The sequence below is a fragment of the Burkholderia sp. Cy-637 genome (assembly GCF_011753175.1).
Taxonomy (GTDB): Bacteria; Pseudomonadota; Gammaproteobacteria; order Burkholderiales; family Burkholderiaceae; genus Burkholderia; species Burkholderia gladioli.
The window spans coordinates 78,333-103,525 of record NZ_VWWC01000008.1 but is presented as its reverse complement, the minus strand read 5'-3'; the positions used below and the strand labels follow the sequence as shown (position 1 = coordinate 103,525).

The following is a 25,193-nucleotide window of genomic DNA, read 5'->3' as shown; positions in this document are numbered from 1 at the left end:
GCTCCGGCGGCGCCAGCGCGCCGGTGCCGATCGTGGTGATGCCGGGCGCCGGGCCGTGCCCGGCCTCGGGGACGACCGCGCTGCCGTCGCCCTCGCTGAATGCCCAGCTGCGCTGCGCGCCGTGACGCGCGCCTTCCCGCGACGAACCCTGATCCGATCATGACCCTCATCGACCGCCGCTCCTTCCTCCGTGCCGCCGCCGCCGGCACGGCCTTCTCGATGTTCCCGCCGGCGATCCGCCGCGCGCTGGCGATTCCGGCCAACAACCAGACCGGCACGATCAACGACGTCCAGCACGTCGTGATCTTCATGCAGGAAAACCGTTCCTTCGACCATTACTTCGGCAGCATGGCCGGCGTGCGCGGCTTCGGCGATCGTTTCACGATCCCGCAGCCGGGCGGCGCCACGGTCTGGCAGCAGAGCGACGGCGTGCGCCCGGTGCTGCCGTTCTACCTCGACAGCACCAAGGGCAACGCGCTGCTGGTGGGCGGCGCGCATTCGTGGTCCGACGCGCATTCCGCCTGGGACGGCGGGCGCATGACCGCCTGGCCCGCCTCCAAGGGCGATGCCTCGATGGGCTACCTGCAGCAGGGCGACCTGCCGTTCCACTTCGCGCTGGCCAACGCCTTCACGATCTGCGACGCCTATCACTGCTCGCTGCACGGCGGCACCAACTCGAACCGCATCTTCCAGTGGACCGGCACCAACGGCCCGACCGGCTCGAACACGGCGGTGGTCAACAACAACGGCTGGGACGATTTCGGCCCGTCGGCCACGGGCCTGTCGTGGACCACCTATCCAGAGCGCCTGCAGGCGGCCGGCGTGAGCTGGAAGGTCTACCAGAACCAGCCCGACAACTACACCGACAACCCGCTGGCCGGCTTCGCCACCTTCCGCAAGGTCAACGAGACCCTGGCGGGTTCGCCGGACGCGCCCTACACGCCGGCCATGGAAGCGCTCTCGCCGCTCTACAAGGGGATCGGCAACACCATGCCCGACGGCGGCTTCCTGCAGGCGCTGGCCGACGACATCGCGGCCAACCGCATGCCGCAGGTGAGCTGGATCGTGTCGCCGCAAGCCTATTGCGAGCACCCGGGCGTGTCGACGCCGGGGCAGGGCGCCTACTACCTGCAACTGCTGCTCGATACGCTGACCGCGAACCCGGATGTCTGGAGCAAGACGGTGCTGCTCGTGAACTACGACGAGAACGACTGCTTCTTCGACCACATGCCGCCGCCGAACGCGCCCACGCGCAATGCCGACGGCAGCTACGCGGGCAACTCCACCGTCACCACGCAGTACGAATACTTCACGGTGCCGAACCCGACCGGCGATTCCTCGCCGCTCAAGCCCGATGGCCTGTCGTATGGCGCGGGGCCGCGCGTGCCGATGTTCGTGGTGTCGCCGTGGAGCGCGGGCGGCTGGGTCAACTCGCAGGTGTTCGACCACACTTCGGTGCTGCGCTTCCTCGAGCAGCGCTTCGGCATCCAGGAGCCGAACATCAGCCCGTGGCGCCGCACGGTGTTCGGCGACCTGACCTCGGCCTTCAATTTCCGCAATCCGAACGCGGCCGCGACCAGCGCGCGCTCGGCGCCCACCAAGGCCGCCGCGGACGCGCAGTCGACCCAGCAGAGCCACGCGGGCGCGGTGCCGGTGCCGTCGGTCAGCGCGCAGACGATGCCCACGCAACAATCGGGCACGCGCGGCTCGCGTGCGCTGCCCTACGAGCTGCACACCAGCGCCAACGCCGACGTGGCGGGCGGCAAGCTGTGGCTGTCGTTCAGCAATACCGGCTCGGCCGGCGCGGTGTTCCATGTCTACGACAAGCTGCACCTGGATCGCGTGCCGCGTCGTTATACGGTGGAGGCCGGCAAGCAGTTGTCGGATTCCTGGAACGCGGTGGCCGACGACGCGGGCAACTACGACCTCTGGGTGCTCGGGCCGAACGGCTTCCTGCGCGAGTTCAAGGGCAACGTGAGCGCTGCCGCCAACGGCCCGGCTCCCGAGGTGCGCGTCTGCTACGACCCGACCAACAACGCGGTCTACCTCACCATCATGAACGTCGGCAAGGCGGCCAGCCAGATGACGGTGAGCTCGAACGCCTATCGCAGCGACGGCCCGTGGAGCTACGCGGTGCCGGCCGGCATGCAGGTCGAGCCGTACTGGACGCTGGATGCGTCGAGCAGTTGGTACGACTTCACGCTGAGCGCCGAGAATGGCCTGTCGCGGCGCTTCGCCGGCCGCGTCGAGACCGGCCGCGACGGCATCAGCGATCCGGCAATGGGCGTGCTCGGCTGAGCCGGGCGGCGGGCGCGGGCTCGCGCTCTTCGATGCGCGAGCCGGCGCGCGGCTCGACATTGGCCATGAAGGCCGAGATCAGCCGCGTGCCGCCGCGCGCGTCGAGGTAGTAGAGGTACTCGTGCATCGGCGGCATCTCGTCGACCAGCGGGATCGCGCACAGCTCCGGATCGCTGCCCACCTCGCCGCGCGGCATCAGGGTGCAGCCCATGTCGTGCCGCACCGCCTCGCGCACCGCCTCGCGGCTGCCCAGCTCGATCACGCTGGCGGGCAGTTCGATACCGGCCAGCCGCAACACGTCTTCCATCATCGAGCGCGTGCGCGAGCCCGGTTCGCGCAGCAGCAGCGCCTCGCCGGCCAGCGCCGCGAGCGGGATGGCCTCGCGCGTGGCGAACGGGTGGGACGGGTGCACCACCACCACCAGCGGATCGTTGGCGATGGTGTGCCGCACGAAACGCGGATCGTCGTCGCGCTGCGAGGAGACGGCGATATCGACGCGAAAATCCACCAGCGCGTCGAGCACCTGCTGCGAGTTGCCGATCTCGATGCTGATCTTCACGGCCGGATACTGGCGCCGGAACGCCGCGATCGCGGGCAGGATGTAGAACGGGCCGGTGGTGCCGACGCGCAGGTTGCCGGTGCGCAGCTCGCGCTCGTTGCGCAGCGCGAAGTCGATGTCGTTCTCGATCTGCATCATCTGGCCGACCAGCGGCATCAGCGAGGCGCCCGCGTCGCTGAGGTCGAGCCGGTTGCCGCGCCGATGGAACAGCTCGACCCCGTAATGGCGCTCGAGCTGCTGGATTCGCGAGGTGATGGTGGGCTGGCTCATGTCGAGCCGCCTGGCCGCGGCGGTCACGCTGCCCTGGCGGGCGGTTTCGTAGAAGGCGGCGAGAAGCAGGGGGAGCATGGCGGGAGGCGCGCGCGGGCGACAGGCGGAAGGAGCGGGCAGTGTGTGGCGGCCGCATGTCGGCTTGATGGCAGGGCGGCGCACGGGTTTGCCGGGAATACCTGCGCCGATTCGATAATGCGAACGAGAACGATGAGATTGATTTTTCAATATCCCGCCATGAATAGCATCCGATGTTTTTAAAATCCCGGAATGGCAGGCGGGGGAATCGTATTGAAATGCGTTGACCGCCATGTTGGCCGGGAATAATCTGATTCCGGTTCTGTCATTGCGGACGCCATTTCGAATCCAGGTATGACCGCGTGGCGGTTCTTTCGTCGTTTTCTAGCTCGGGAGACCACGATGTCGAAGCTCGGAAAAATCGTCTTGATCGCGCTGGCCAGCGGCTTGCTGATTGGCGGCAATGCCGCGAACGCAGCGGCAAAGGCATTCTGCTATTACCACCACAACTGCCCGGACGACGGCAAGCTGCCGAAGAACGGGCCGCCGGAGCAATACACCAAGCAGCAATGCAAGAACGGCGGCGGCAAGAGTTGGGGCGACGATCCCAAGAGTTGCGAGAACGTCAACAAGTGAAATGCGGGCGGCGCCGAATCGATGTCGTCGCGGTTCGGCGTCGGGCGTGAGTTTGATTTTCACATCCGGCATGTCTGTAATTGTTGAATTAATAAATATGTTCAGTTAGTGACGGGAAGGCGAAAAGATAATCGTCGCGGCCCGGGAGCGGCCACGACATGGGCTTCCCGCCCGGAAAGTCGTTCGACATGCCGCCGCGCTTTGCCGATAATTCACGCGGCCCGGGCGCGCCATGAAGGCGCCCCCGCTTCGACCGATACGACCGACCCGAGAATCATGCTGAAACGAAGCCTGTGCGCGCTGCTGTGGGCGATCTGCGCGATCGGCCATGCGCTGGCCGCCGAACCCGCCGTCGACCTCGCCACCGCCGGCAAGACCGTCTCCTTCACGCGCGCCGCGCTGCTGGCGCGTGCCGACGCGGCCGATATCGAGGTGGCGCGCGACGTCTCCTACGGCAAGCCGATGCGCTATCGCGCGGTGCCGCTGGCCGACCTGCTGGCGGGCGCGACGCTGCCGGCCGGGGAGGTACTCGAGACGCGCGCCGCCGATGGCTTCGCCGCGCAGTTGCCGATGGACCTGGTGCTCAACCGCGATCCGTCGCGCGCCGTGGCGTGGCTGGCGATCGAGGAGCCGGCGCGGCCCTGGCCGAAGCTGCCGGGCAAAGCGGTGGGCGCCGGGCCGTTCTACCTGGTCTGGGTCGGCAGGCAGGCCGCCTCGGTGCGCAGCGAGCAGTGGCCCTACCAGGTCACGCACCTGGCCCTGCAGCCCTCGCCGGCGGCGCGCTGGCCCGCGCTCGCGGTCGATGCCGCGCTGCCGGCCACCGATCCCGTGCGCGCCGGCCAGACCTTGTTCATCACGCAGTGCCTGGCTTGCCATCGCCTGAACGGCGCGGGTAGCTCGAACATGGGCCCCGACCTCAACCTGCCGATGAACCCGACCGAATACTTCCAGCCGGCCGCCCTGCATCGCTATATCCGCAACCCGGCTTCGCTGCGCGATTGGCCGGGCCGTGCGATGCCGGCTTTCTCGGCGGCGCAGCTCAGCGATCGCGAGATCGACCTGGTGGTGACTTACCTGGCGTACATGGCAGGGCGCAAGCACCCGGCATCGGCTGCCAGGTAACCGGCCGCGGGCTCGATACAATGCAGGGCGTCGCGGGCTCGCCATCCAGCGCGAGCCGGCCGCTGACGCGTGATCCACACCGGGAGCCTGCCAGATGCCTCTCAACTACCTGCGCGGCTTCACCACGCCGCAACGCAGCGACGCCGCCAATCGCCGCCTGGGACGCACGCTCGCCTTCGTCGCCGGGGCCGCCAATGCCGGCGGCTTCCTGGCGGTGGGCCAATACACCTCGCACATGTCGGGCATCGTCTCCTCGCTGGCCGACAACTTCGCGCTCGGCCACCTGGATCTGGTGGCCGCCGGCCTGGGTTCGCTGCTGTCCTTCCTGGCCGGCGCGGCCAGCTCGGCGATGCTGATCAACTGGGGCCGCCGCCGGCAGTTGCGCAGCCGCTACGCGATCCCGCTGCTGCTCGAGGCATCGCTGCTGCTGGCGTTCGGCCTGCTCGGCGCCAACCTCGAAATCCATCGCCTGCTGTTCGTGCCGGTCACGGTCTGCCTGCTCTGCTACGTGATGGGCCTGCAGAACGCGATGATCACCAAGATCTCCAAGGCCGAGATTCGCACCACGCATGTCACCGGCCTGGTGACCGACATCGGCATCGAACTCGGCAAGCTGCTGTACTGGAATGCCGGGGGCGATCCGGAAGAGCGCGTGCGCGCCGATCGCCAGAAGATCGTGCTGCTCGGCACCTTGTTCCTGTCCTTCCTGTCCGGCGGCGTGGTGGGCGCGCTCGGCTTCGGCCATCTCGGCTTCATCGCCACCGTGCCGCTCGCGCTGGTGGTGTTCGCGCTCGCGTTTGTCCCGGTTTTCGACGACATGCTGACGCGCCGTGTTTGATCGCCTCATTCCGAATTCTTATTGATATCGATTCGGGCCGCGGACCATACCATTCCCGCATTGCGGGCAGCAGGGAAATGGTATTTGATTCGAATGCCTCTCGCGTTTTGCCGAGTCATCGCCGACACCCCAAGAAAAGTGAATAACGCGTCACGTGTCGCGACGATGAGTTTGCTGTGCCGAGCCCCCGTGCCGCTTCGCCGAAGCGGCCTGGTTTGCAACGCGCCCGATGCCAGGCATCGGACATTCGAACAGGAATACTGAATGAAAACGCCCCGCAAGTCCGCCATCGGACGTCTCCGTCAAGCTGCCATCCTTGCCTCCGCCGCATTCGCCATGTTCGCCGCCTCGGGCGCCGATGCGCAGGCGGCCTTGTCGATGCTGCACGCGAGTGGACGGCAGATCGTCGATACCAGCGGCAAGACGGTCCAGTTGAAGGGTTTCAATCTCGGCGGCTGGTTCGTGATGGAAGGCTACATGTCGCCGATGGATGCCGGCAGCCTGACCGATACCTACAGCGTGATGAAGCAGCTCGACGCCGCCTACGGCGTGACCGAGGAACGCGCGCTGATGAAGGCCTACCAGGACACCTGGATCCAGGCCCAGGATTTCGCCAATATCAAGGCCGCCGGTTTCAACGTGGTGCGCGTGCCCTTGTGGTGGGGGCAGTTCTTCGATCTCGACAATCCGACCATTCCGGGCTGGCGCAGCGATGCCTTCGTCGAGCTCGACCAGCTGGTGGCCAACGCGGCGGCCAACGGCATCTACGTGATCTTCGACATGCACGGCGTGATCGGCGGCCAGGGCACCGACGTGGATACCGGCCAGGGCAATCGCAATGCGTTCTGGAGCAATACCGAGTTCCAGTCGGATACGGCCTGGCTGTGGTGGCAGATCGCGAATCACTTCAAGGGCAATACCACCGTGGCCGGCTACGACCTGATCAACGAACCGACCGGCGCGCCGAACAACAACGCCGTGTGGAGCGCCTACTCGCGCTTCTACAACAGCATCCGCAGCATCGATCCCGATCACATGATCTTCATCGAGGGCACCTGGGGCAACTGGAACTGGGACATGCTGCCGCCGCCCTCGCAATACGGCTGGACCAACGTGGTCTACGAGATGCACGAGTACCAGTGGGGGGCGAACGGCAACGCCTCGGTGATCAAGAACGGCGCCGACAACCAGGCGCGCGACTTCGCCAATCACGCTTCCTGGAACGTGCCGGGTTATGTCGGCGAGTTCAATGCCTTCTCGACCGACCCGAGCGTCTGGCAGTACTGCATCACGGCCTACAACAACGCCGGGCTGAGCTGGACGCAATGGGCCTACAAGGCCGTCAACGGCACCGCGCCGAACTACTGGGGCTGGTACGACCCGACCTTCTGGCCGGCGCGCCCGAACGTGTCTACCGATTCGGCTTCCGAGATCGAGCGCAAGTGGCGGCTGTGGTCGACCAGCGCGACCTTCGCGAAGAACTCGGCGCTCAATATCAAGCCTTCGTATTGATGGCGGCGAGGCCTCAGTAGTCGTAGACGTGCTCGATGGTCAGGCCGTGCGAATCGGCCTGCGCGAGCACGCTCGACAATTCGCCGACCGGTACCAGCATCACGGCGCGCTGCGTGTCGGCCGGCGTCTCGATCGCTTGTGTAAACAGTACGCGGCCGCCGTGGGCGTCGATGCTCGCGCCCGCGTGTGCCCAGGCCGAAACCAGGATGGTCGAGCGGTTGCCGGCCACGTCGACGATCCGCACGCCCTGCTTCGCCAACGCCGTGGCCGCGATGCGGAAGTCGTAGTAGCGCGGCAGCGAGAGCAGTGCCCGGCCATCCGGAAAGCGCGAGAGCAGGCTGACTTCGGGCGGCGGCGTCCAGTCCGCGGGAAGGCTTTCCACCACCACGTCGGTGTTCATCCGCGGCGCGTCGTAGGCGGCATGCGTCGCCACCTTGATGAGCTTGCCGTAGGCGGCCTTGATGCCGTATTCGCAGCTCAGTGCGAAGCGCCGCTCCCATTTCCGGATCGTGCCGGGGCCGTGCATCGGCACCTCGGTCCAGAGCTGCTCCAGGCGCGAGCCGAAATCGAACAGGTACCAGGGCTGCTGGCGGATGAAGTCGACATACTGCTGCGCGGCCAGTGCATCGAAACGATCCTCTTCCGTCAGCCGGCTACCGCCCAGCACCCAGCTCAAGCGTCCGATGGTGTTGCCGTAGACGGCGCGTATGCCGTATTCGAGCGTGGTGCTGCCCGCGATCACGCCGATCATGAGGTGATAGCCGGGATTGAGCGGATAACCGAGCCGCCATTGCTCGTAGCCGACCTCGGCATATCCGGACCAGAGCTGGCCGATATGGCGCAAGAACGGAAATTCGTGCGGCGGCCGTGTCTGCACCAGGCGCGCATATTCGGCCGGGCTGTGCACCAGGAACCATTCCGGGTAGGTCAGCAAGGTCTGCTCGGCGCCGCGGCGATCCGCGGGAGGTACCAAGCTGTCGGATGCGATGGCGACGCCGGCAGCCGGTGCCGACGGGGCCGCAGCGGCCTCGGCGGCGACCAGCGGGCCCGCCAGCGCCAGCGCGAGGATCGATCTGGCGAGGATGGCGCTCATGCCGTCGCCTCCGGCTTCACGAAGGTCATCAGGAGATTGTCGGTCGGGTCGCCGTCCTGGCGCAGGCGCGGCCCGATCGCACGAAGCCCCGCCGCTTCGAGTCGCGCGACCCAATCCTTCGCGCTCCGGAAGTGACGCGCTTCCGCCGCGTTGGTTTCCCAGCTTTCGCCGAGCCCGGCATTGAACACCGCATGCGCCAGCGAGACGAAACGGTCCATCGCCGGGTCGCGCACGTCATGCTCGCGCAGCAGGAACAAGCCGCCGGGCCGCAGCACGCTAACGATCGAGGCGAGGAAGGCGTCGAGGCGATCCGGCGCGGCGTGATGCAGGCCGATGAAGCAGGACACCAGGTCGGCGCTGGACGGCTTCATGGCGATCGGCGCATAACCGTCGAGCGGCACGAAGGCGGCGCGCTGGCGGATCGAGCCGCGCTCGACGATATCGACCGGCGAATACGTGGGCTCGAGCTCATTCACCAGCGTCGTTCGGCCGGACAAGGCCAGGTGCCGGCGCAGCGTGGCGGCGTAGCGCCCGGTGGTGCCGATCTCCACGTAGTCGCGCAGCTTGCGCGCTCCGACGAGCCGCGCGGCCTGCTCCCCCATCACGGTTTTCTGGCGGGCCAGGGAGGGCAAGGCATGCGTGAACATCGCCAGGCGCGGCGTGATGGCCGGCAAGCCGGCCTGGATGGCGCGATAGATGGTTTCGTCGTCGGTGCTGCCCGCGGTGCTCCTCTCGATCAGCGCGTGCAGGCCGTCAGGCGGGACGATCGCGAAGATCCTGCTCAGGAAGCCATGGAAACGCGTGCGCGCCGCTTCGTCGCCGTACACCGCGCGGAACAGCGACTCGCGTTCGCCCACGGCCCGCGATGCTGCTGCATAGTAGCGGTCCCACAGGGCGCCGCGCAGGCGATAGTGCGGGTCGAGTTCGCGCTTGAGCGCGAACAGCATGCGCGCACGCGGATAGGCGCGATGAAACTGGGCCTCGGTTGCGTGCGGCTGGTAGGGGAGGTAGTAGGTGCCGCCGGCCTCCAGCGCGACGTCGATCAGTTCGCGGGTCCAGTTCGCCACGTGCTCGCAGGCGGCCCGGTCGGTGCGCTGCTTGTAGTAGAGGACGAAGGCGAAGGTCTCGCCGCGCGTCCAGGACATCAGGGTTTCCTCGTCGGCGCGGGCGTGGCGGATCGAGACGTTGACCGCATTGACGCGATGGCGGCGCAGCACCTCGCCCATCGCGGCGGCGAAGCGTTCGAGCTGTCGTACCGGCACGAAGTATTCCTGCAGCACGTAGGTGCTGCGCGCGCGATCGGCGGGCTCGAGTTCGGCCACGTCGTAGCCGGCCTCGTAGTTGCGCCAGTGCACGGCGGGGCGTGCATGGATCAGCGGGTCGTAGAGGAACTCGCGACGCAGCCTGCCCGCCGGCGTTTCGGTGATCGCCCAGAGCAGGTAGCGGTTCAGGCCGTGTTGCCGTTGCCCATCGCGCAGGCGCGGCGAACTGGCCGGCAATTCCGTCTCGATCCAGCTCACGGCCAGGCCGCGGCTGTAATGCGGTGGGTAGAGGTCGAAGTTGTGGAACACAACGTCGTCGCGCGAGCGTACCTCGGCATCGAACCAGGCCGCGTAGTCCTGCAGGCGCATCTTCGCGACGCGTCGTTCGACGCGGGTGTTCGGCACCAGATCGAGCTCGACCTCGGTGATGACGCCGATCGCGCCGTAACCGCCGATCGCGGCGCGAAACAGCTCGGCGTGCGTCTCGCGCGAGGCTTCCACCACGCGGCCGTCGGCCAGCACCAGCACGATCGAACGCACCGAGGTCACCATCGGCCCATGCCCGATATAGCGGCCGTGCGCGTTGACCGACAAGGTGCCGCCCACGGTGAAGTTCGCGTAGGTCTGCATCACCTTGACGGCCAGCTCGTGCGGGTCGATCGCGCGCTGCACGTCGGACCAGCGAATGCCGGCCTGCACGCAGATCCGCGCGGCCGCCACGTCGAATCGCAGCACGCGGTTCATGGCGCGCAGGTCGAGGTGCAGCGTGCCGTGGCTGGCGGTCTGGCCGCCCATGCTGAAGTGGCCGCCGCCGATCGAGACCGGCAGCGTGGCGCCGCGCAGCAGGGCCGCCACCTCGTCCGTCGAGGTGGGGCTCGCCACGCCGGCCACCAGGATCCGGTTGAGTCCGCTTACGTCGTTGATTGCCTGCATGGGGCCGTCCTGTCCGGTTTGGAAGTGGGACGGATATTTCCACGAGGTATCACATCTCGGTGATTTTCCTGATTCCGGATCATATAATGCGACGAAAAGTATCGAGAAATGATCCTTATGGAAGAAATCGACCAGATCTGCGCCGCGATCAAGCGCGAGCTCAAGGCGCGCGGCATGACCTATCGCGACGCGGCGCAGGCGCTTGGCATCTCGGAGCCGAGCGTGAAGCGGCTGATCGCGAACGGACGCTTCACGCTCGAGCGGCTCGGCGACTTCGCGCGCCTGCTGGGGCTGACGATGGCCGAGCTGGTGCAGGCGGCCGCGGCTTCCGCGCCCGCGATCCGGGTGCTGAGCGACAAGCAGGAGCGTCAACTGGTGGCCGACGACACGCTGCTGCTGATTACGGTCTGTGCGCTGAACCATTGGACCATCGAGGAAATCGAGAGCGTGTACCGCATCACGCGCGCGCAATGCATCCGGCACCTGCTGACGCTGGAGCACATGCAGATCGTCAGCCTGCTGCCGGGCGATCGTATTCGCCTGCGCGTGGCGCGCGATTTCGACTGGTTGCCGAACGGGCCGATTCGCCAGTTCTTCCTTGCGCAGGGACTGCACGATTTCCTCGCGAGCCGATTCGCGGGCGAGGGCGAATCGCTCGAATTCATCCACGGCATGCTGACGGCGCAGGGCGCGGCGCAGTTGAAGCTGGAGATGCGCCGCTTGCGCGCGCGCATGGACGCGTTGCATGCCGAGGCGACCGGAACGCCGTTGGAGCAGAAACACGGCATGGGCCTGCTGCTGGCCCTGCGCGAATGGGAGCCCGAGGTGTTCACGGCGCAGCGCCGCCCGCGCCGCGGACCGTGACGACGCCCCTTTCCCCAGCCGAATCCCCGCGCGCCGCCTACGCAGCGCGCGCGATAAGGATCCCCGAAATCGGCATTTGAGCGCGTATTTCCGGTCGATATAGTCGCAACTCGTTTTCTTCTCGCTGACGAGCCGAACCATGTCGACCCTCGCTTTCGATCGCGCCGCGCCGGCGCAAGCCGATTCCGCCGCCGGCGCGCCCGAGCTGATCCGCTCGGCCCAGGACGTGGCGCGCCTGGCCAACCGCGGCGCCGCGCCCGGCGGCCACGCGCGCGCGGTGGTGGCGATCGCGCTGGGCGGCGTGTTCCTCGACGCCTACGACCTCACCTCGCTGGCCTACGGCATCAAGGACATCGCGCGCGAGTTCGCGCTGAGCCCGGTGCAGGTCGGCCTGGTGTCCTCGGCGATCACCTTCGGCGCGCTGGTGGGCGCCCTGGCCGGCGGCTACCTGACCGACCGGATCGGCCGCTATCGCGTGTTCATGGCCGACATGGTGTTCTTCGTGGTCGCGGCGATCGCCGCCGGCCTGGCGCCGAATGCCTGGGTGCTGGCGATCTCGCGCTTCGTGATGGGGATCGGCGTCGGCCTCGACCTGCCGGTGGCGATGGCCTTCCTGGCCGAGTTCTCGCGCGTCTCGGGCAAGCGCAACAAGGCGTCCAGCATCGCCGCCTGGTGCCCGGCCTGGTACGCGGCCACCAGTGCCTGCTACCTGCTGATCCTCGGGCTCTATGCCGTCTTGCCCGATGCGCAGCTCGGCTGGCTGTGGCGCGTGGTGCTGGCCTTCGGCGCGGTGCCGGCGCTGGCGATCATCGCGGTGCGCAGCCGCTACATCAGCGAATCGCCGGTGTGGGCCGCCAACCAGGGCGACCTGGCGGGCGCGGCGCGCATCCTCAAGCGCTCGCACGGCATCGACGCGGTGGTGGCCGAGGGCGCCGAGCTCGGCACGCCGCGGCCCGCGCGCGCCTCGTGGCGCAGCTTTGCGGCCCTGTTCAATCCCACCTATCGCAAGCGCACCATCCTGGCGCTGGTGATCGGCGGCGCGTCCTCGTTCGGCTACAACGCGATCGTCTACGGCCTGCCGGTGATCCTCGCCAGCTTCCTGAAGCAGGGGCCGCTCACCACCATCGTCGCCGCGCTGGCGCTGAACCTGCTGTTCGCCTTCGTGGGCGGCCTGATCGGCGTGCGCACGGCCGCCAGCATCGGCGCCTGGAAGATGACGGTGGCCGGCGTGGCCCTGCAGTTCGCGTCCTTGATCGGCCTGGCGCTGATCGGCAAGCCGAGCGGCGCGGCCCTGGTTGTCGGTGCGATCCTGCTGCTCGGCGCCTACCTGTTCGGGCAGGGCTTCGGTCCCGGCTCGCATTCGATGACCTACGCCACGCTCAGCTATCCCACCTCGCTGCGCGGCGTCGGCGTCGGCTTCTCGCAGACCGTCGCGCGCGGCCTGTCCACCGTGTCGCTGTTCCTGTTCCCGGTGTTGGCCGCCACGTTCGGCACGCGGGTGTTCTGGCTGATCGCGCTGGCGCCGCTGGCCTCGCTGACGGCGCTCCTGCTGCTGCGCTGGGAGCCTTCCGGCTACGACATCGACGCGGAAGATTATCGCGACGCCGAGCCGGCCGCCGCGCCCGCGAAACAGGCTGCCTGAACGAGAACGGCGCGCCGCGAGCCGGATGCTTGCTGCGCGCCTCGTTCCTCTTGCCGCCTTGCCCGATCAGAACAGCCCGACCGGCCGCGCGTCGTAGCTCACCAGCAGGTTCTTGGTCTGCTGGTAATGGTCGAGCATCATCTTGTGGGTCTCGCGCCCGATCCCTGATTGCTTGTAGCCGCCGAAGGCCGCGTGCGCCGGATACAGGTGATAGCAGTTGGTCCACACGCGGCCGGCCTTGATGCCGCGCCCCACGCGATAGGCGCGGTTCGCGTCGCGCGTCCACAGCCCGGCGCCCAGGCCGAAGATGCTGTCGTTGGCGATCGCCAGCGCCTCGGCCTCGTCGCGGAAGGTGGTGACGGCGATCACCGGCCCGAAGATCTCCTCCTGGAACACGCGCATGCGGTTGTGCCCCTTCACCAGGGTCGGCTCGACGTAGTAGCCGCCGGCCAGCTCGCCCGCCAGCCTGCCCGGCGCGCCGCCGGCCAGGAACTGCGCGCCTTCCTCGCGCGCGATCGTCAGGTAGCCGAGGATCTTGTCGTATTGCTGCTCGGAAACCTGCGCGCCGATGGTGGTCTCGGTATCGAAGGGGTCGCCCTGGCGGATCCGCTTCACGCGTTCGATCACGCGCTCCATGAAGGGCTCGTAGATCGATTCCTGCACCAGCGCGCGCGACGGGCAGGTGCAGATCTCGCCCTGGTTCAGGAAGCCGAGCACCAGCCCTTCGGCGGCCTTGTCGATGAACTCGGGCTCGGCTTGCATGATGTCCTCGAAGAACAGGTTCGGCGACTTGCCGCCCAGCTCGACGGTGGAGGGGATGATGTTCTCGGCCGCGTGGTGGAGGATCTGCCGGCCCACCGGCGTCGAGCCGGTGAAGGCGATCTTGGCGATGCGCCGGCTGGAGGCCAGCGCCTCGCCGGCTTCCTTGCCGAAGCCATGCACCACGTTGAGCACGCCGGGCGGCAGCAGGTCGCCGACGATCTCCAGCAGCAGGGTGATCGACAGCGGTGTCTGCTCGGCCGGCTTGAGCACCACCGTGTTGCCGGCGGCCAGCGCCGGCGCGACCTTCCAGGCCGCCATCAGCAGCGGGAAGTTCCAGGGGATGATCTGGCCCACCACGCCGAGCGGCTCGTGGAAGTGATAGGCGGCGGTATGCTCGTCGATCTCGGCGGTCGCGCCTTCCTGCGCGCGGATCACGCCGGCGTAATAGCGGAAATGGTCGATCGCGAGCGGCAGGTCGGCCGCCAGCGTCTCGCGGATCGGCTTGCCGTTGTCCCAGGTCTCGGCGATCGCCAGCCGCTCCTGGTGCTGCTCGATGCGATCGGCGATGCGCAGCAGCGCCAGGCTGCGCTGCGCCACCGAGGTGCGGCCCCAGGCGTCGGCAGCGGCATGCGCCGCGTCGAGCGCGAGCTCGATATCCTCGGCGCTGGAGCGCGGGAATTCGGCGATGGTCTCGCCGGTGACGGGCGAGCGGTTCAGGAAGTACTGGCCCTTCACGGGCGCGCGGAATTCGCCGCCGATGAAGTTGCCGTAGCGCGAGGCGACCGAGAGCAGCGAGCCGGGTTGGCCGGGTTTGGCGTATTGCATGACAGGATTCCCATCGGGGTGGAGGTGAGGCCAGTCTACGAAGCACGGCGGCGCGGCGGGCCGCCGATCCCGACCGGATCCGGACACACTGGCGACGAATCCGGACATCGGCCGGCACGCCGCGCGTTTTTTCGCGATCATGCTCACCTGACGCATTCCGCCGGAAATCCCTCATGCCACAGCCTGCCCCCCATCGCATCGACATCGTCGTCTACCCGGGCTTCAAGATGCTCGAGGCCATCAGCGCGCTGACGGTGTTCAGCTATGCGAACCACCATCTGCGCGAGAGCGGGCGCGCGCCCGGCTACGAGGTGCGGATCGCCGCGCCCGTGCCGGGCCCCGTGCGCTCGGACACGCCGGTGCCGCTGGAGGCCACCGAACCGCTCGACACCCGGCACTTTGCCTCCACCGTGATCGTGGTCGGCACGCGCGACATCGAAGCGGCGCTCGACGAATCGCGCGCCATCGTCGACTGGCTGGAGCGCGTCGCGCATCGCGTCGAGCGGCTGGCCGCGCTGTGCTCGGCCACGCTGTTCCTGGCCGCGAGCGGCTTTCTCGACGGCAAGCAGGCCACCACGCACTGGAGCGTGGCGGCCCTGCTGGCCGAGCGTTATCCGCGCGTGCGGCTCGATACCGACGCGATCTTCGTGCAGGAGGGGCGGGTCTGGACCTCGGCCGGCGTGAGCGCGGCGATCGACCTGGCGCTGGCCTTCGTCGAGCACGATCATGGCCGCGAGCTGGCACTCGCGATCGCGCGCGACATGGTGATCTACCTGAAGCGGCCCGGCGGGCAGGCGCAGGTCAGCACCAGCCTGCAGAGCCAGCTGACGCAATCGCCGACCGTGCGCGAGATGCAGGCCTGGATCCTCGATCACCTCGGCGAGCGGCTGTCGGTGGAGGCGCTGGCGGCGCGCTTCGCGATGAGTTCGCGGCATTTCTCGCGGATGTTCCAGCGCGAGACCGGTTCGAGCCCGGCCGTGTTCATCGAGATGGCGCGGCTCGAGAAGGCCAAGCGCCTGCTGGCCGATACGCGCCTGCCGATGAAGTCGCTGGCGTTCCGCAGCGGCTTCGCTTCCGATGCGCGGCTGCGCAGCGCCTTCCACAAGTACCTGGCGACCACGCCGAGCGAGTACCGGGAGCGGCTCGCCGCGCGCCGGAGCGAGGGAGGCTGAGGTGGGCTGAGGCGAGAAGCGCTCAGCGCGCGTCGAGCGGCGGAAACAGCTCGCGCAGGTCGGCGCCGCCGTCGAGGATGGCGCGCCGTTCGACGGTTTCGATCGCGCACCCGCTCCATCGATCCACGCGATACAGCGCGCCGAACGGGAAGGACGGCGGCTGCGCGCCGGCGCCGGGCACGTTCTCGCCGCCGCGCCGCACCGAGTCGGACAGCCAGGAAGCCAGGCGCAGGTGATAGGGATTGCGTGCGATTTCGCCGCGATGGCAGAGCAGGGCGTCGAGCAGGGTGGCGACCTCGGCCTTGCGCAGTTCCAGCAGCAGGTTGGGATCGTCCAGCGTGCCCCAGAACTCGGTCTGCGCCAGCCACAGCGGTCGTTCGTATCGCTGCAGGGCGTCGAGCACCAGCCGGTGCACGCCGATATGGGTGGCCGAGCCGTCGCGCGCATGCGGGAACACCAGCAGGCGCGGACGATACCGGTCGAGCAGCGCGGCCAGCAGCGCGACGTCGCGTTCCCAACTGGCCGGGTCCGCGTGGCGGCGCGCCTCGCTGATCGGCTCGCGGCCCGTGAAGCCGGCATCGGCCAGCGCGAAGCCGAGCCGCCCGCAGGCCTGGCTCAGCTCGCACCAGCGCGCCTCGCGGCGCTCGACGCGGCTGCCGAGCGTGGCCGCCAGGTTCAGCACCGCGTAACCGGCCTCGCGACGCAGGCGCAGCGCGAGGCCGCCCACCAGGCACTCGTCGTCGGGATGCGGCGAGACCAGCATCGCCAGCGGGCGATCATGATCGAGTTCGATCGAGGGCAGCGGGCCGGCCGGCTCGGGCATCGGCAGCCGCGCTTGCAGCAGGCGATCGAAGGCATCCAGGTAGTCGATCACGCCGTCGGCCGGCCGCGTTTGGCTCATGCCTCGGGCTCCGCCGCGACGGGCCGGCCGGGCAGCGCGCGCGGCGCCTTGCTGCGCATCACCCGCGCGATCGCGGCGATGTGCTCGGGCGTGGTCCCGCAGCAGCCGCCGGCGATATTGAGCAGGCCGGCCTCGGCGAATTCGCCGAGCAGGCTGGAGGTGACGTCGGGCGTTTCGTCGAAGCCGGTCTCGCTCATCGGGTTGGGCAGCCCCGCGTTCGGGTAGCAGGAGATATAGGTTTCGCAATGCTTGGCCAGCTCGGCCAGGTAAGGCCGCATCAGCGCGGCGCCCATCGCGCAGTTCAGGCCGAAGGTGAGCGGGCGCGCATGGCGCAGCGAATTCCAGAACGCTTCCACGGTCTGCCCCGACAGCACGCGCCCCGAGGCATCGGTGACCGTGCCGGAAATCATGATCGGCAGCCGCTCGCCGGTTTGCTCGAACAGCTCGTCGAGCGCGAACAGCGCTGCCTTGGCATTGAGCGTGTCGAACACGGTCTCGACCAGGAACAGGTCCACGCCGCCTTCGAGCAGCGCCGCCGCCTGCTGGTGATAGGCCTCGCGCAGCTCGTCGAAGCTGACGTTGCGCGCGCCGGGATCGTTCACGTCGGGCGAGATGCTGGCCGTGCGCGGCGTGGGCCCCATCGCGCCGGCCACGTAACGCGGCTGCCCGGGCGTGGCATGGCGGTCGGCCGAGGCGCGCGCGAGCCGCGCCGATTCGAGGTTCATCTCGCGCACCAGCGCTTCGAGGCCGTAGTCGGCCTGCGCGATCGAGGTCGCGCCGAAGGTATTGGTCTCGGCGATATCGGCGCCGGCCGCGAAATAGGCGTCGTGGATCTCGCGGATCAGCTGCGGCCGCGTCAGCGACAGCAGCTCGTTGTTGCCCTTCAGGTCGCGCGGGTAGTCGCGAAAGCGGTCGCCGCGGAACTCGGCCTCGCCCAGGCGCTCGCGCTGGATCATGGTGCCCATCGCGCCGTCGAGGATTGCGATGCGCGCCTGCAGCAGCCGCGCCAGCCCGGCGCCGCGTGTGTAGTCGATGTCGATGGCGGGATGCCGGGCCATGATGGTCCTCGTGCGGGTTCGATGGTTACAGGATCGTCGGATTGGGCGCGTCGCCGTACATCTGCAGCGGATCGAAGGTCTTCCGCGCCTCGGTGAAGACCAGCGCCGGGTCCTGCTCGTGCTGCGCGCCGACCGGCACGCGCCGATAGAAGCAGGAGCGGTAGCCGACATGACAGCTCGCCCCGGAGCCGGCCACGCTCACGCGCAGCCAGACGGCGTCCTGGTCGTCGTCGATGCGCATCTCCTCGACGCGCTGCACCAGGCCGCTGGTGGCGCCCTTGCGCCACAGCGCCTGCCGCGAGCGGCTCCAGTAGTGCGCCTCGCCGCTGCGGATGGTCAGCGCCAGCGCCTCGCGGTTCATGTAGCCGAGCATCAGCACCTCGCCGCTGGCGGCCTCGGTGGTGATGCAGGCGATCAGGCCGTCGCGGTCGAAGCGCGGCGCGAGGGCATGGCCCTCCTCGACCTGCTCGACCGAATCGCGCGAGGCCAGCGTCACGCCCTCGCTCGCCGTGTTCTTGGGTACGTGGCTCATTGCAATGCTCCTGTCGTGTTGGGGGTATGCAGTCCGACGCGCGCGAACAGCGCCTGCCGCGCCGCGATGCGCGCGGCCTGGTCGGGTGCCTGGCATGCGTCGACCAGCAGCGCGACGGCCTGCGCGAGCGGCAGCGTGCCGAGGTCGAGCCCGCCGTGCGAGCGGATCGCGATGCTGCCGGTCTCGCGTTCCCGGGCGCCGGCCACCAGCAGGAACGGAATCCGCTGCAGGGTCTGCTCGCGGATCTTGTAGCCGATCTTCTCGCGGCGAACGTCTGCCTCGGCGCGCAGGCCGGAGGCGGCCAGCAGCTGCGTCACGTCGCGCGCGTAATCGGCATGTTCCTCCGTGATCGACAGCACCATCGCCTGCACCGGCGCGAGCCAGGGCGGCAGCTTGCCGGCGTGATGCTCGATCAGGATGCCGATGAAACGCTCCAGCGAGCCGAACAGCGCGCGATGCAGCATCACGGGCCGCTTGCGCTGGCCATCCTCGTCGACGTACTCGATGCCGAAGCGCTCGGGCAGGTTCATGTCGACCTGCAGGGTGCCGCATTGCCAGTCGCGGCCGATCGCGTCGCGCAGCACGAATTCGAGCTTGGGGCCGTAGAACGCGCCTTCGCCGGGATTGAGCCGGTAATCCAGGCCCATTGCGTCGAGCGCGTTCACCAGCGCGCCTTCCAGGCGATCCCACGTGGCCTCGTCGCCCATCCGGTTCGCGGGCCGCGTGGAGAGCTTGATGCGCACGTCCTCGAAGCCGAATTGCCGGTAGATGTCGAGCACCAGCGCCACCACGGCGCGGCATTCCTGGTCCATCTGCGCGGGCGTGCAATAGATGTGGGCGTCGTCCTGCGTGAAGTGGCGCACGCGCAGCAGCCCATGCAGCGCGCCCGAAGGCTCGTAGCGATGCACCTTGCCGAATTCGCCCATGCGGATCGGCAGGTCGCGATAGCTCTTCAGGCCGTGGCGGTACAGCAGCACGCTGCCGGGGCAGTTCATCGGCTTGAGCGCGAGCGAGCGGCCGTCCTCGGTGGCGGTGGTGAACATGTGGTCGCGATAGTTGAGCCAGTGGCCCGAGATTTCCCACAGGCTGCGGTCCATCACGTCGGGCGAGTTGACCTCGACGTAGCCGGCTTCCTCCTGGCGGCGGCGCATGTAGGCGATCAGCTCGCGGAACACGGTCCAGCCGCGCGGATGCCAGAACACCGCGCCGGGCGCGTCCTCCTGGAAGTGGAACAGGTCGAGCTCGCGGCCGAGCCGGCGATGGTCGCGCCGCTCGGCTTCCTCCAGCCGCTCGAGATGGGCCGCGAGCTGGCGCGCGTCGGCCCAGGCGGTGCCGTAGATGCGTTGCAGCTGGGGGTTGCGCGCGTCGCCGCGCCAGTAGGCGCCGGCCAGGCGCGTGAGCTTGAAGGCCTTGAGGAAACGCGTGTTCGGCACGTGCGGGCCACGGCACATGTCGACATATTCCTGGTGGAAATAGAGGTTCATCGCCGCGACCTCGGGCATTTCCTCGATCAGGCGCAGCTTGTAGGCCTCGCCGCGCTCGCGGAACAGGCGGATCGCTTCCTCGCGCGGCAGCACGCGCTTGATCACCGCGTAGTCGAGGTCGATCAGCTCGCGCATGCGCTGCTCGATGGCCGCCAGGTCCTCGGGCGTGAAGGGGCGCGAATAGGCGATGTCGTAGTAGAAACCGTCCTCGATCACCGGGCCGATCACCATGTTCGCGTCCGGGTAGAGCTGCTTGACCGCGTGGCCGAGCAGGTGGGCGCAGGAGTGGCGGATGATCGCGAGCCCTTCCTCGTCGGCGGGCGTGATGATGCGAAGCCTCGCATCGTGCTCGATGGCGTCGCCGAGATCGACCAGCCGGCCGTCGAGTTCGCCGGCGACGGCGCGCCTGGCCAGGCCGGGGCCGATCGCGGCGGCCACCTCGGCCACCGTGGTGCCTGTCGCGACGCCGCGATGCGAGCCGTCGGGCAGGGTGAGGTCGATGGATTCGGCCAGGGTGGAAGGAATCATGGCTTCGGGAAGGGGGGAGAGGGGAGGCGTCATGGCTGCACCTCGTGATCGGCGAAACGCCATTGCGTGCCTTGCGGCGTGTCCTCGAGCAGCACGCCGCCGTCGTCGAGTTCCTGGCGCAGCGCGTCGGCGCGGGCGAAGTCGCGACGCTGGCGCGCGGCATCGCGCTCGGCCACCAGCGCCTCGGCGCGCTCGGGCGTCAGCGGCGCATGGCGCGGATCGCGGGACTGGTGGCGCAGCGCGGCGAGGGCGCTTCGGGCGTGCTGCCGTAGCAGCCCGAGCAGCGCCGCGGAGGCACGCAGCCGCGCCGCGGCCTCGCGCTGCTCGTCGGGATCGGTGGCGTGGGCGAGCTGCGATACGAGCTCGTGCAGGCGGCTGATCGCGAGCGGCACGTTGAGGTCGTCGCGCAGCGCGGCCAGCACCAGCGCATCGGGCTCGACGGGCTGGGCCGGAGCAGGCCCGCCGTCGTGCGCCTCGACACACGCCAGCGCGCCGTACCAGCGCGTCAGCGTCTGCCGCGCCTGAGCCAGGCGCCGCGCGTTCCAGTGCAGCGGATTGCGGTAATGCGTGGCCAGCAGCGCGAAACGGATTGCCTCGCCGGGTGCCTCGGCCAGCAGCTCGCGCACCAGCAGCACGTTGCCGAGCGACTTCGACATCTTCTGGCCGTCGACGGTGACGAAGCTGTTGTGTACCCAGGTCCGGCAATACAGCGCGTCGTGGGCGCAACTGCCTTGCGCGATCTCGTTCTCGTGATGCGGGAAGATCAGGTCCTGGCCGCCGCCGTGGATGTCGATGGTATGGCCGAGGTGGCGGCCGATCATCGCCGTGCATTCGACGTGCCAGCCGGGGCGACCGCGGCCCCAGGGGCTGTCCCAGCCGGGCAGCTCGGGCGTCGAGGGCTTCCACAGCACGAAGTCGAGCGGATCGCGCTTGTAGGGCGCCACCTCCACGCGCGCGCCGGCGATCATGTCCTCGGTGCGGCGGCCCGAGAGCTGGCCGTAGTCGGCGTAGGACGGCACATGGAACAGCACGTGGCCTTCCGCGACATAGGCATGGCCGCGCGCGATCAAGGTTTCGATCAGGGCGACGATCTCGGGGATGTGCTCGGTGACGCGCGGTTCGAGGTCGGGCGCGAGCACGCCCAGCGCCTGCATGTCCTCGTGATAGGCCGCGATGTAGCGCTCGGTGATCGCGCCGATCGGCAAGGCCGCGGCGGCCGCGGCCGCGTTGATCTTGTCGTCGACGTCGGTGAAGTTGCGCGCGTAGACCAGCTCGCGATAGTCGTGGCGCAGCAGGCGCGCCAGCACGTCGAACACCACCGCCGGCCGCGCGTTGCCGATGTGCGCGAAGTTGTAGACGGTGGGGCCGCAGACGTACATGGTGGCGCGATCGGGCCGGGAGGTCCGAAGGACTTCCTTGCGGCGCGTGAGCGTGTTGTGCAGGCGGATCGCGTCGCTCATGGCTGGACTCCTCCCGCTCGCACCGGCACGGACCAGGCCGCCGCGTCGTGCGGATGCAGGCTTTCCAGGTGGCGCACATGCACGTGCGCGCCGCCGAGGCCGGCGAGCGCGGCCTGGATGCGCCGCGCGGCGTCCTCGACGAACATCAGGTTGGCGCCGTTCAGCGCCGCGAAGGCCTGTTCGTCGGCGCGCTTGACCGCCGTCTGCACCGGCGTGGCGACGGCCGCCTCGATGCGGTCGATCAGCGAGAGCAGGCCGAAATCGCGCGCATCGGCGGCGATCCCGATACTCACCTCGGCCTCGCTGCGCTGGCTGTGCGGCGTGGCCAAGGTGGCATGACACTTCAGCCAGGCGGCGACTTCCACCGGGTCGAGCGCGGCGCTCGCTTCGAAGTCCTTGAGGAAGGCCTGTTCCACCAGTTGCCTCGACAGCGCCGCCGAGCACGGGCAGGTCGACGAATAGGCGACCGTGACGCGTGCATGCAGGCTCGGGCGGCCGTCGATCAGCGTCGCGTCGATGCGCACCGGGTAGGCTTTCCAGCCCGACAGACCCTCGGTGACGAGGGCCGGGCGGCGCGTCAGCAGCTCGGCCCGCAGGCGCAGGCGCGCATTGCGGCTGTCGCAGTCGCGATGGCTGTCGACCATCGCCTGCAGCAGCGCGACCAGGCCGGCGGGCGACAGCGCCTCGTCGTGCCCGAGCGTGTCGAGCAGGCGATATAGGCGCGACATGTGGATGCCCTTGACCTGCGGGGCGGGCAGATCGACCTGCACGTCGGCGCGCGCGTGCAGGGCGCGCCGATAGCCGGGCTCGTCGATCGTGACGGGAAGGTCGATCTGCTGCATGCCGACCCAGGCCAGCGGGCTCAGGCTGGGCGCGAGGTCGGTCAGGGAGACGTCGGGAAGGGCTGCGTTCATGCTCTCGGTTCGGTGGAGATGCGTCCCCACCCGGTCTGGAGCAAGGAGCGCTGGTTCGATCAGGGCCAGTCGGAAAACGGACTCGGCCAGGTGGTCCAGACGGCCGGGCCGCGGGACATTTCCTCGTCGCTGAGCAGACAGGCATCGAGCCGGGCGCGCATCGACGCCTCGTCCATGTCCATGCCGATCAGCACCAGTTCCTGCCGCGCGTCGCCGACGCGCTCGTCCCACTTGGCGCGGATCGCGGCGACCGCCTCCGGGTCTTGCGGCCAGCGCTCCTCGGGCACCGCGGCCCACCAGTAGCCGGCCGGGCCGTGGCGCGCCACGGCGCCCGCCTGCGACCAGCTCCCGGCCAGGGTGGGGTGGCTGGCCAGCCAGAAGAAGCCCTTCGAGCGCACCACGCCGGGCCATTCGCTGCCGATCAGCGCGTGGAAGCGCTGCGGGTGGAACGGGCGGCGCGCGCGATAGACGAAGCTGCGGATGCCGTATTCGTCGGTTTCGGGCGTGTGGGTGCCGCGCATTTCCTGCAGCCAGCCCGGCGCCTTCGAGGCTGCGTCGAAATCGAATAGGCCGGTGCCGAGCACGCGCTCGAGCGGCACCTTGCCGAATTCGGCCAGCTCGATGCGCGCGCGCGGGTTCAGGCCGCGCAGGATCGCCATCAGGCGCTCGCGCTCGGTGTCGCTGATCAGGTCGATCTTGTTCAGCACGATCACGTCGCAGAACTCGATCTGCTCGATCAGCAGGTCGACCACGGTGCGCCGGTCTTCCTCGCCCAGCGATTCGCCGCGCGATTGCAGGCTGTCGCGCGAGCTGTAGTCGAGCAGGAAGTTGTAGCCGTCCACCACCGTCACCATGGTGTCGAGCTGGGCGATCTCGTTGAGGCTGCGGCCGTCCTCGCCCTCGAAGGTGAAGGTCTCGGCCACCGGCAGCGGCTCGGAGATGCCGGTCGACTCGATCACGATCTGATCGAAGCGGCCCTCGCGCGCCAGCCGGTCGACCTCTTCCAGCAGGTCCTCGCGCAGCGTGCAGCAGATGCAGCCGTTGCTCATCTCCACCAGCTTCTCGTCGGTGCGCGACAGCTCGGCGCCGCCCTCGCGTACCAGGGCCGCGTCGATGTTCACCTCCGACATGTCGTTGACGATCACCGCCACGCGCCGGCCCTCGCGATTGTTGAGGATGTGGTTCAGCAAGGTGGTCTTGCCCGCGCCGAGAAAGCCGGACAGCACCGTGACCGGCAGGCTGCCGGGAGAGGGGGAAGTGGAGGTTGCTTGGCTCATCTTGGGGATCTCGATAATGGCGCGCGCTGGCTTCGCTCGATGGCGACTCAGCCGTGCGTGGCCTGTTCACGTGCGCCGCAGGCCGCGCACTGGCCGTGAAGCTCGATGGCGGCCTGGCGCAGGGAGAATGCGTGCTCGCGCATCCAGTGCCCCAGGCAGCGGCCGACTTCCGGGTCGACGAATTCGTCGACCTGCCCGCATTCGTCGCAGATCGCGAAGGCGCGCAGGCCGGGCCCGCAGGCGGCCGTCTGCCGGCAGGCCAGGTAGGCGTTCAGCGATTCGAGCCGGTGCACCAGGCCTTGCGCGGTGAGCCGCTCCAGCGCCCGGTAGACCTGGGCCGGCGCGCTGAAACCCTGCTCGCGCAGCCGCGCCAGCAGCGCGTAGGCGCTGAGCGGACCGGCCGCCTGCCTGAGGGCGGCCAGCACGCGCTGCTGGTTGACGGTCAATCGCATGGGAATCCTCCGGGGCCGGCCTCGGGCATCGCGACGGCGGGATGCGATGCGGGATACGAAAATGATATGTTATATCATCTCGGGGCGACGCGTAGGGTGCCGTGTGACGGGAGGGGCGAGACAAAGGCGGGAAAGGGGAAGGCCGGTGCGCGCGGTCGGGCACCGGCGCGACGTTCAGCGGAAGCGGTCCTGGTACTTGGCGACGGCGGCCTGCGCGCAGGCTTCGTCCTTGTCGCCGCCCGGCGCGCCGGACACGCCGATGCCGCCGATCACGCCGCGATCGGCCCGGCGCAAGGTCACGCCGCCCGGGATGAACAGCACCTCGGGCTCGGTGGCCAGCACCGCGCCGTCGAGCGGCCCGGTCACCTTGGCGGCGATCAGTTGGCTGGTGGTGTCGAGGTTGAAGGTCATGCCGTAGGAGAAGGCCGTGTAGGCCTTGCGATACGAGACCGACAGCGACTGCAGCGGAACCGTGTCGCCCTTCACCACCGCCTGCGCGTGGCCGGAAGGGTCGACCACGGTGGCGGTGACCGAATAACCGTCGGCGGCGCATACGCGCACGGCCTCGGCGGCGAGCGCCTGGGCGGTCTGCCAGCGCAGCTTCTGGGTGGTGATCAGCGGCGCGTCGTCAACGCGGGCGGCGCGGGCAGTGGGGGCGAGGCAGGCGAGCGCCGCGAGCAGCGGCAGGCTGGCGGCGGCGAGCGATGTCGCGCGGCGGGCGAGGGTGGCGGGATTCATGGGCCTCCGGGCGTGGATGAATGATGCGCCCGATTTTGCGATG

The 25,193-nt window shown here is 68.8% G+C and carries 21 protein-coding genes; 8 read left to right on the top strand and 13 right to left on the bottom strand.

Features of this window, described 5'->3' with window-relative positions:
• Nucleotides 1-159: 159 nt before the first annotated feature.
• On the top strand, nucleotides 160-2,298 hold the full coding sequence (locus F3J10_RS04495) for a phospholipase C, phosphocholine-specific (protein ID WP_167241254.1): 2,139 nt from the start codon (nucleotides 160-162) through the stop codon (nucleotides 2,296-2,298).
• Here the strand turns inward: F3J10_RS04495 and F3J10_RS04490 are convergent.
• Nucleotides 2,267-3,205 carry a LysR substrate-binding domain-containing protein gene (locus F3J10_RS04490; protein WP_167241253.1) on the bottom strand — a complete coding sequence of 313 codons (939 nt, stop codon included), beginning with the start codon at nucleotides 3,203-3,205 and terminating at the stop codon, nucleotides 2,267-2,269. The genes F3J10_RS04495 and F3J10_RS04490 overlap by 32 nt on opposite strands.
• Nucleotides 3,206-3,547: 342 nt before the next feature.
• On the opposite strand from F3J10_RS04490, the gene F3J10_RS04485 reads away from it, so the two are divergent.
• From F3J10_RS04485 to F3J10_RS04470, 4 genes are all read left to right on the top strand, one after another.
• Complete coding sequence (locus F3J10_RS04485) at nucleotides 3,548-3,781, top strand: hypothetical protein (protein WP_025101773.1); 234 nt, start codon at nucleotides 3,548-3,550, stop codon at nucleotides 3,779-3,781.
• A 276-nt stretch (nucleotides 3,782-4,057) separates the two neighbouring features.
• Nucleotides 4,058-4,903, top strand: a complete 846-nt coding sequence (locus tag F3J10_RS04480; protein WP_167241252.1) for a cytochrome c — start codon at nucleotides 4,058-4,060, stop codon at nucleotides 4,901-4,903.
• Between the two features lie 94 nt (nucleotides 4,904-4,997).
• Complete coding sequence (locus tag F3J10_RS04475; protein ID WP_167241251.1) at nucleotides 4,998-5,741, top strand: YoaK family protein; 744 nt, start codon at nucleotides 4,998-5,000, stop codon at nucleotides 5,739-5,741.
• Between the two features lie 336 nt (nucleotides 5,742-6,077).
• Nucleotides 6,078-7,253, top strand: a complete 1,176-nt coding sequence (locus F3J10_RS04470; protein ID WP_226285292.1) for a cellulase family glycosylhydrolase — start codon at nucleotides 6,078-6,080, stop codon at nucleotides 7,251-7,253.
• A 13-nt stretch (nucleotides 7,254-7,266) separates the two neighbouring features.
• On the opposite strand, the gene F3J10_RS04465 is transcribed toward F3J10_RS04470, so the two are convergent.
• The gene (locus F3J10_RS04465; RefSeq protein WP_240155366.1) at nucleotides 7,267-8,346 is read right to left on the bottom strand and encodes a hypothetical protein; all 1,080 of its coding nucleotides are present in this window, start codon (nucleotides 8,344-8,346) and stop codon (nucleotides 7,267-7,269) included.
• Complete coding sequence (locus F3J10_RS04460) at nucleotides 8,343-10,541, bottom strand: FAD-binding protein (protein WP_167241249.1); 2,199 nt, start codon at nucleotides 10,539-10,541, stop codon at nucleotides 8,343-8,345. The genes F3J10_RS04465 and F3J10_RS04460 overlap by 4 nt, the downstream gene beginning before the upstream one ends.
• A gap of 117 nt (nucleotides 10,542-10,658) precedes the next feature.
• Between F3J10_RS04460 and F3J10_RS04455 the strand changes: the two genes are divergently transcribed.
• Together F3J10_RS04455 and F3J10_RS04450 are read left to right on the top strand one after the other, a co-directional pair.
• Entirely contained in the window at nucleotides 10,659-11,405 is a 747-nt protein-coding gene (locus tag F3J10_RS04455; RefSeq protein ID WP_167241247.1) for a helix-turn-helix transcriptional regulator, read from the top strand.
• Between the two features lie 139 nt (nucleotides 11,406-11,544).
• Nucleotides 11,545-13,047, top strand: a complete 1,503-nt coding sequence (locus F3J10_RS04450; RefSeq protein ID WP_025101780.1) for an MFS transporter — start codon at nucleotides 11,545-11,547, stop codon at nucleotides 13,045-13,047.
• 66 nt (nucleotides 13,048-13,113) lie between these two features.
• Here F3J10_RS04450 and F3J10_RS04445 read toward each other — a convergent pair whose 3' ends face one another.
• The gene (locus F3J10_RS04445; protein WP_167241245.1) at nucleotides 13,114-14,634 is read right to left on the bottom strand and encodes an aldehyde dehydrogenase family protein; all 1,521 of its coding nucleotides are present in this window, start codon (nucleotides 14,632-14,634) and stop codon (nucleotides 13,114-13,116) included.
• A 173-nt stretch (nucleotides 14,635-14,807) separates the two neighbouring features.
• Between F3J10_RS04445 and F3J10_RS04440 the strand changes: the two genes are divergently transcribed.
• Nucleotides 14,808-15,806: a helix-turn-helix domain-containing protein gene (locus F3J10_RS04440; protein ID WP_166910622.1), complete on the top strand. Its 999-nt coding sequence runs from the start codon at nucleotides 14,808-14,810 to the stop codon at nucleotides 15,804-15,806.
• Nucleotides 15,807-15,828: 22 nt separating this feature from the next.
• Here the strand turns inward: F3J10_RS04440 and F3J10_RS04435 are convergent, their stop codons facing one another.
• The 9 genes from F3J10_RS04435 to F3J10_RS04395 form a co-directional block, all read right to left on the bottom strand.
• Nucleotides 15,829-16,707: a PIG-L family deacetylase gene (locus tag F3J10_RS04435; RefSeq protein ID WP_167241243.1), complete on the bottom strand. Its 879-nt coding sequence runs from the start codon at nucleotides 16,705-16,707 to the stop codon at nucleotides 15,829-15,831.
• Nucleotides 16,704-17,765 (bottom strand): homocysteine S-methyltransferase family protein, encoded by a 1,062-nt coding sequence (locus F3J10_RS04430; protein WP_160294510.1) that lies wholly within the window; start codon nucleotides 17,763-17,765, stop codon nucleotides 16,704-16,706. The genes F3J10_RS04435 and F3J10_RS04430 overlap by 4 nt, the downstream gene beginning before the upstream one ends.
• 25 nt (nucleotides 17,766-17,790) lie before the next feature.
• A complete protein-coding gene (hisI, locus tag F3J10_RS04425) occupies nucleotides 17,791-18,297 on the bottom strand; it encodes a phosphoribosyl-AMP cyclohydrolase (RefSeq protein ID WP_167241241.1) in 507 nt (168 codons plus the stop codon).
• Entirely contained in the window at nucleotides 18,294-20,309 is a 2,016-nt protein-coding gene (gene thrS / locus F3J10_RS04420; RefSeq protein WP_205200149.1) for a threonine--tRNA ligase, read from the bottom strand. The genes hisI and thrS overlap by 4 nt, the downstream gene beginning before the upstream one ends.
• A 29-nt stretch (nucleotides 20,310-20,338) precedes the next feature.
• A complete protein-coding gene (gene cysS, locus F3J10_RS04415; RefSeq protein WP_167241237.1) occupies nucleotides 20,339-21,769 on the bottom strand; it encodes a cysteine--tRNA ligase in 1,431 nt (476 codons plus the stop codon).
• A complete protein-coding gene (gene folE2, locus F3J10_RS04410; RefSeq protein ID WP_167241234.1) occupies nucleotides 21,766-22,683 on the bottom strand; it encodes a GTP cyclohydrolase FolE2 in 918 nt (305 codons plus the stop codon). Before folE2 ends, cysS begins: the two co-directional genes overlap by 4 nt.
• Nucleotides 22,684-22,742: 59 nt before the next feature.
• Nucleotides 22,743-23,960, bottom strand: coding sequence for a zinc metallochaperone GTPase ZigA (gene zigA, locus F3J10_RS04405; RefSeq protein WP_167241232.1), 1,218 nt, complete (start codon nucleotides 23,958-23,960; stop codon nucleotides 22,743-22,745).
• 47 nt (nucleotides 23,961-24,007) lie between these two features.
• Nucleotides 24,008-24,412, bottom strand: a complete 405-nt coding sequence (locus tag F3J10_RS04400) for a Fur family transcriptional regulator (protein WP_013688971.1) — start codon at nucleotides 24,410-24,412, stop codon at nucleotides 24,008-24,010.
• A 174-nt stretch (nucleotides 24,413-24,586) separates the two neighbouring features.
• A complete protein-coding gene (locus F3J10_RS04395) occupies nucleotides 24,587-25,150 on the bottom strand; it encodes a heme-binding protein (RefSeq protein WP_166910635.1) in 564 nt (187 codons plus the stop codon).
• Between the last annotated feature and the right edge of the window lie 43 nt (nucleotides 25,151-25,193).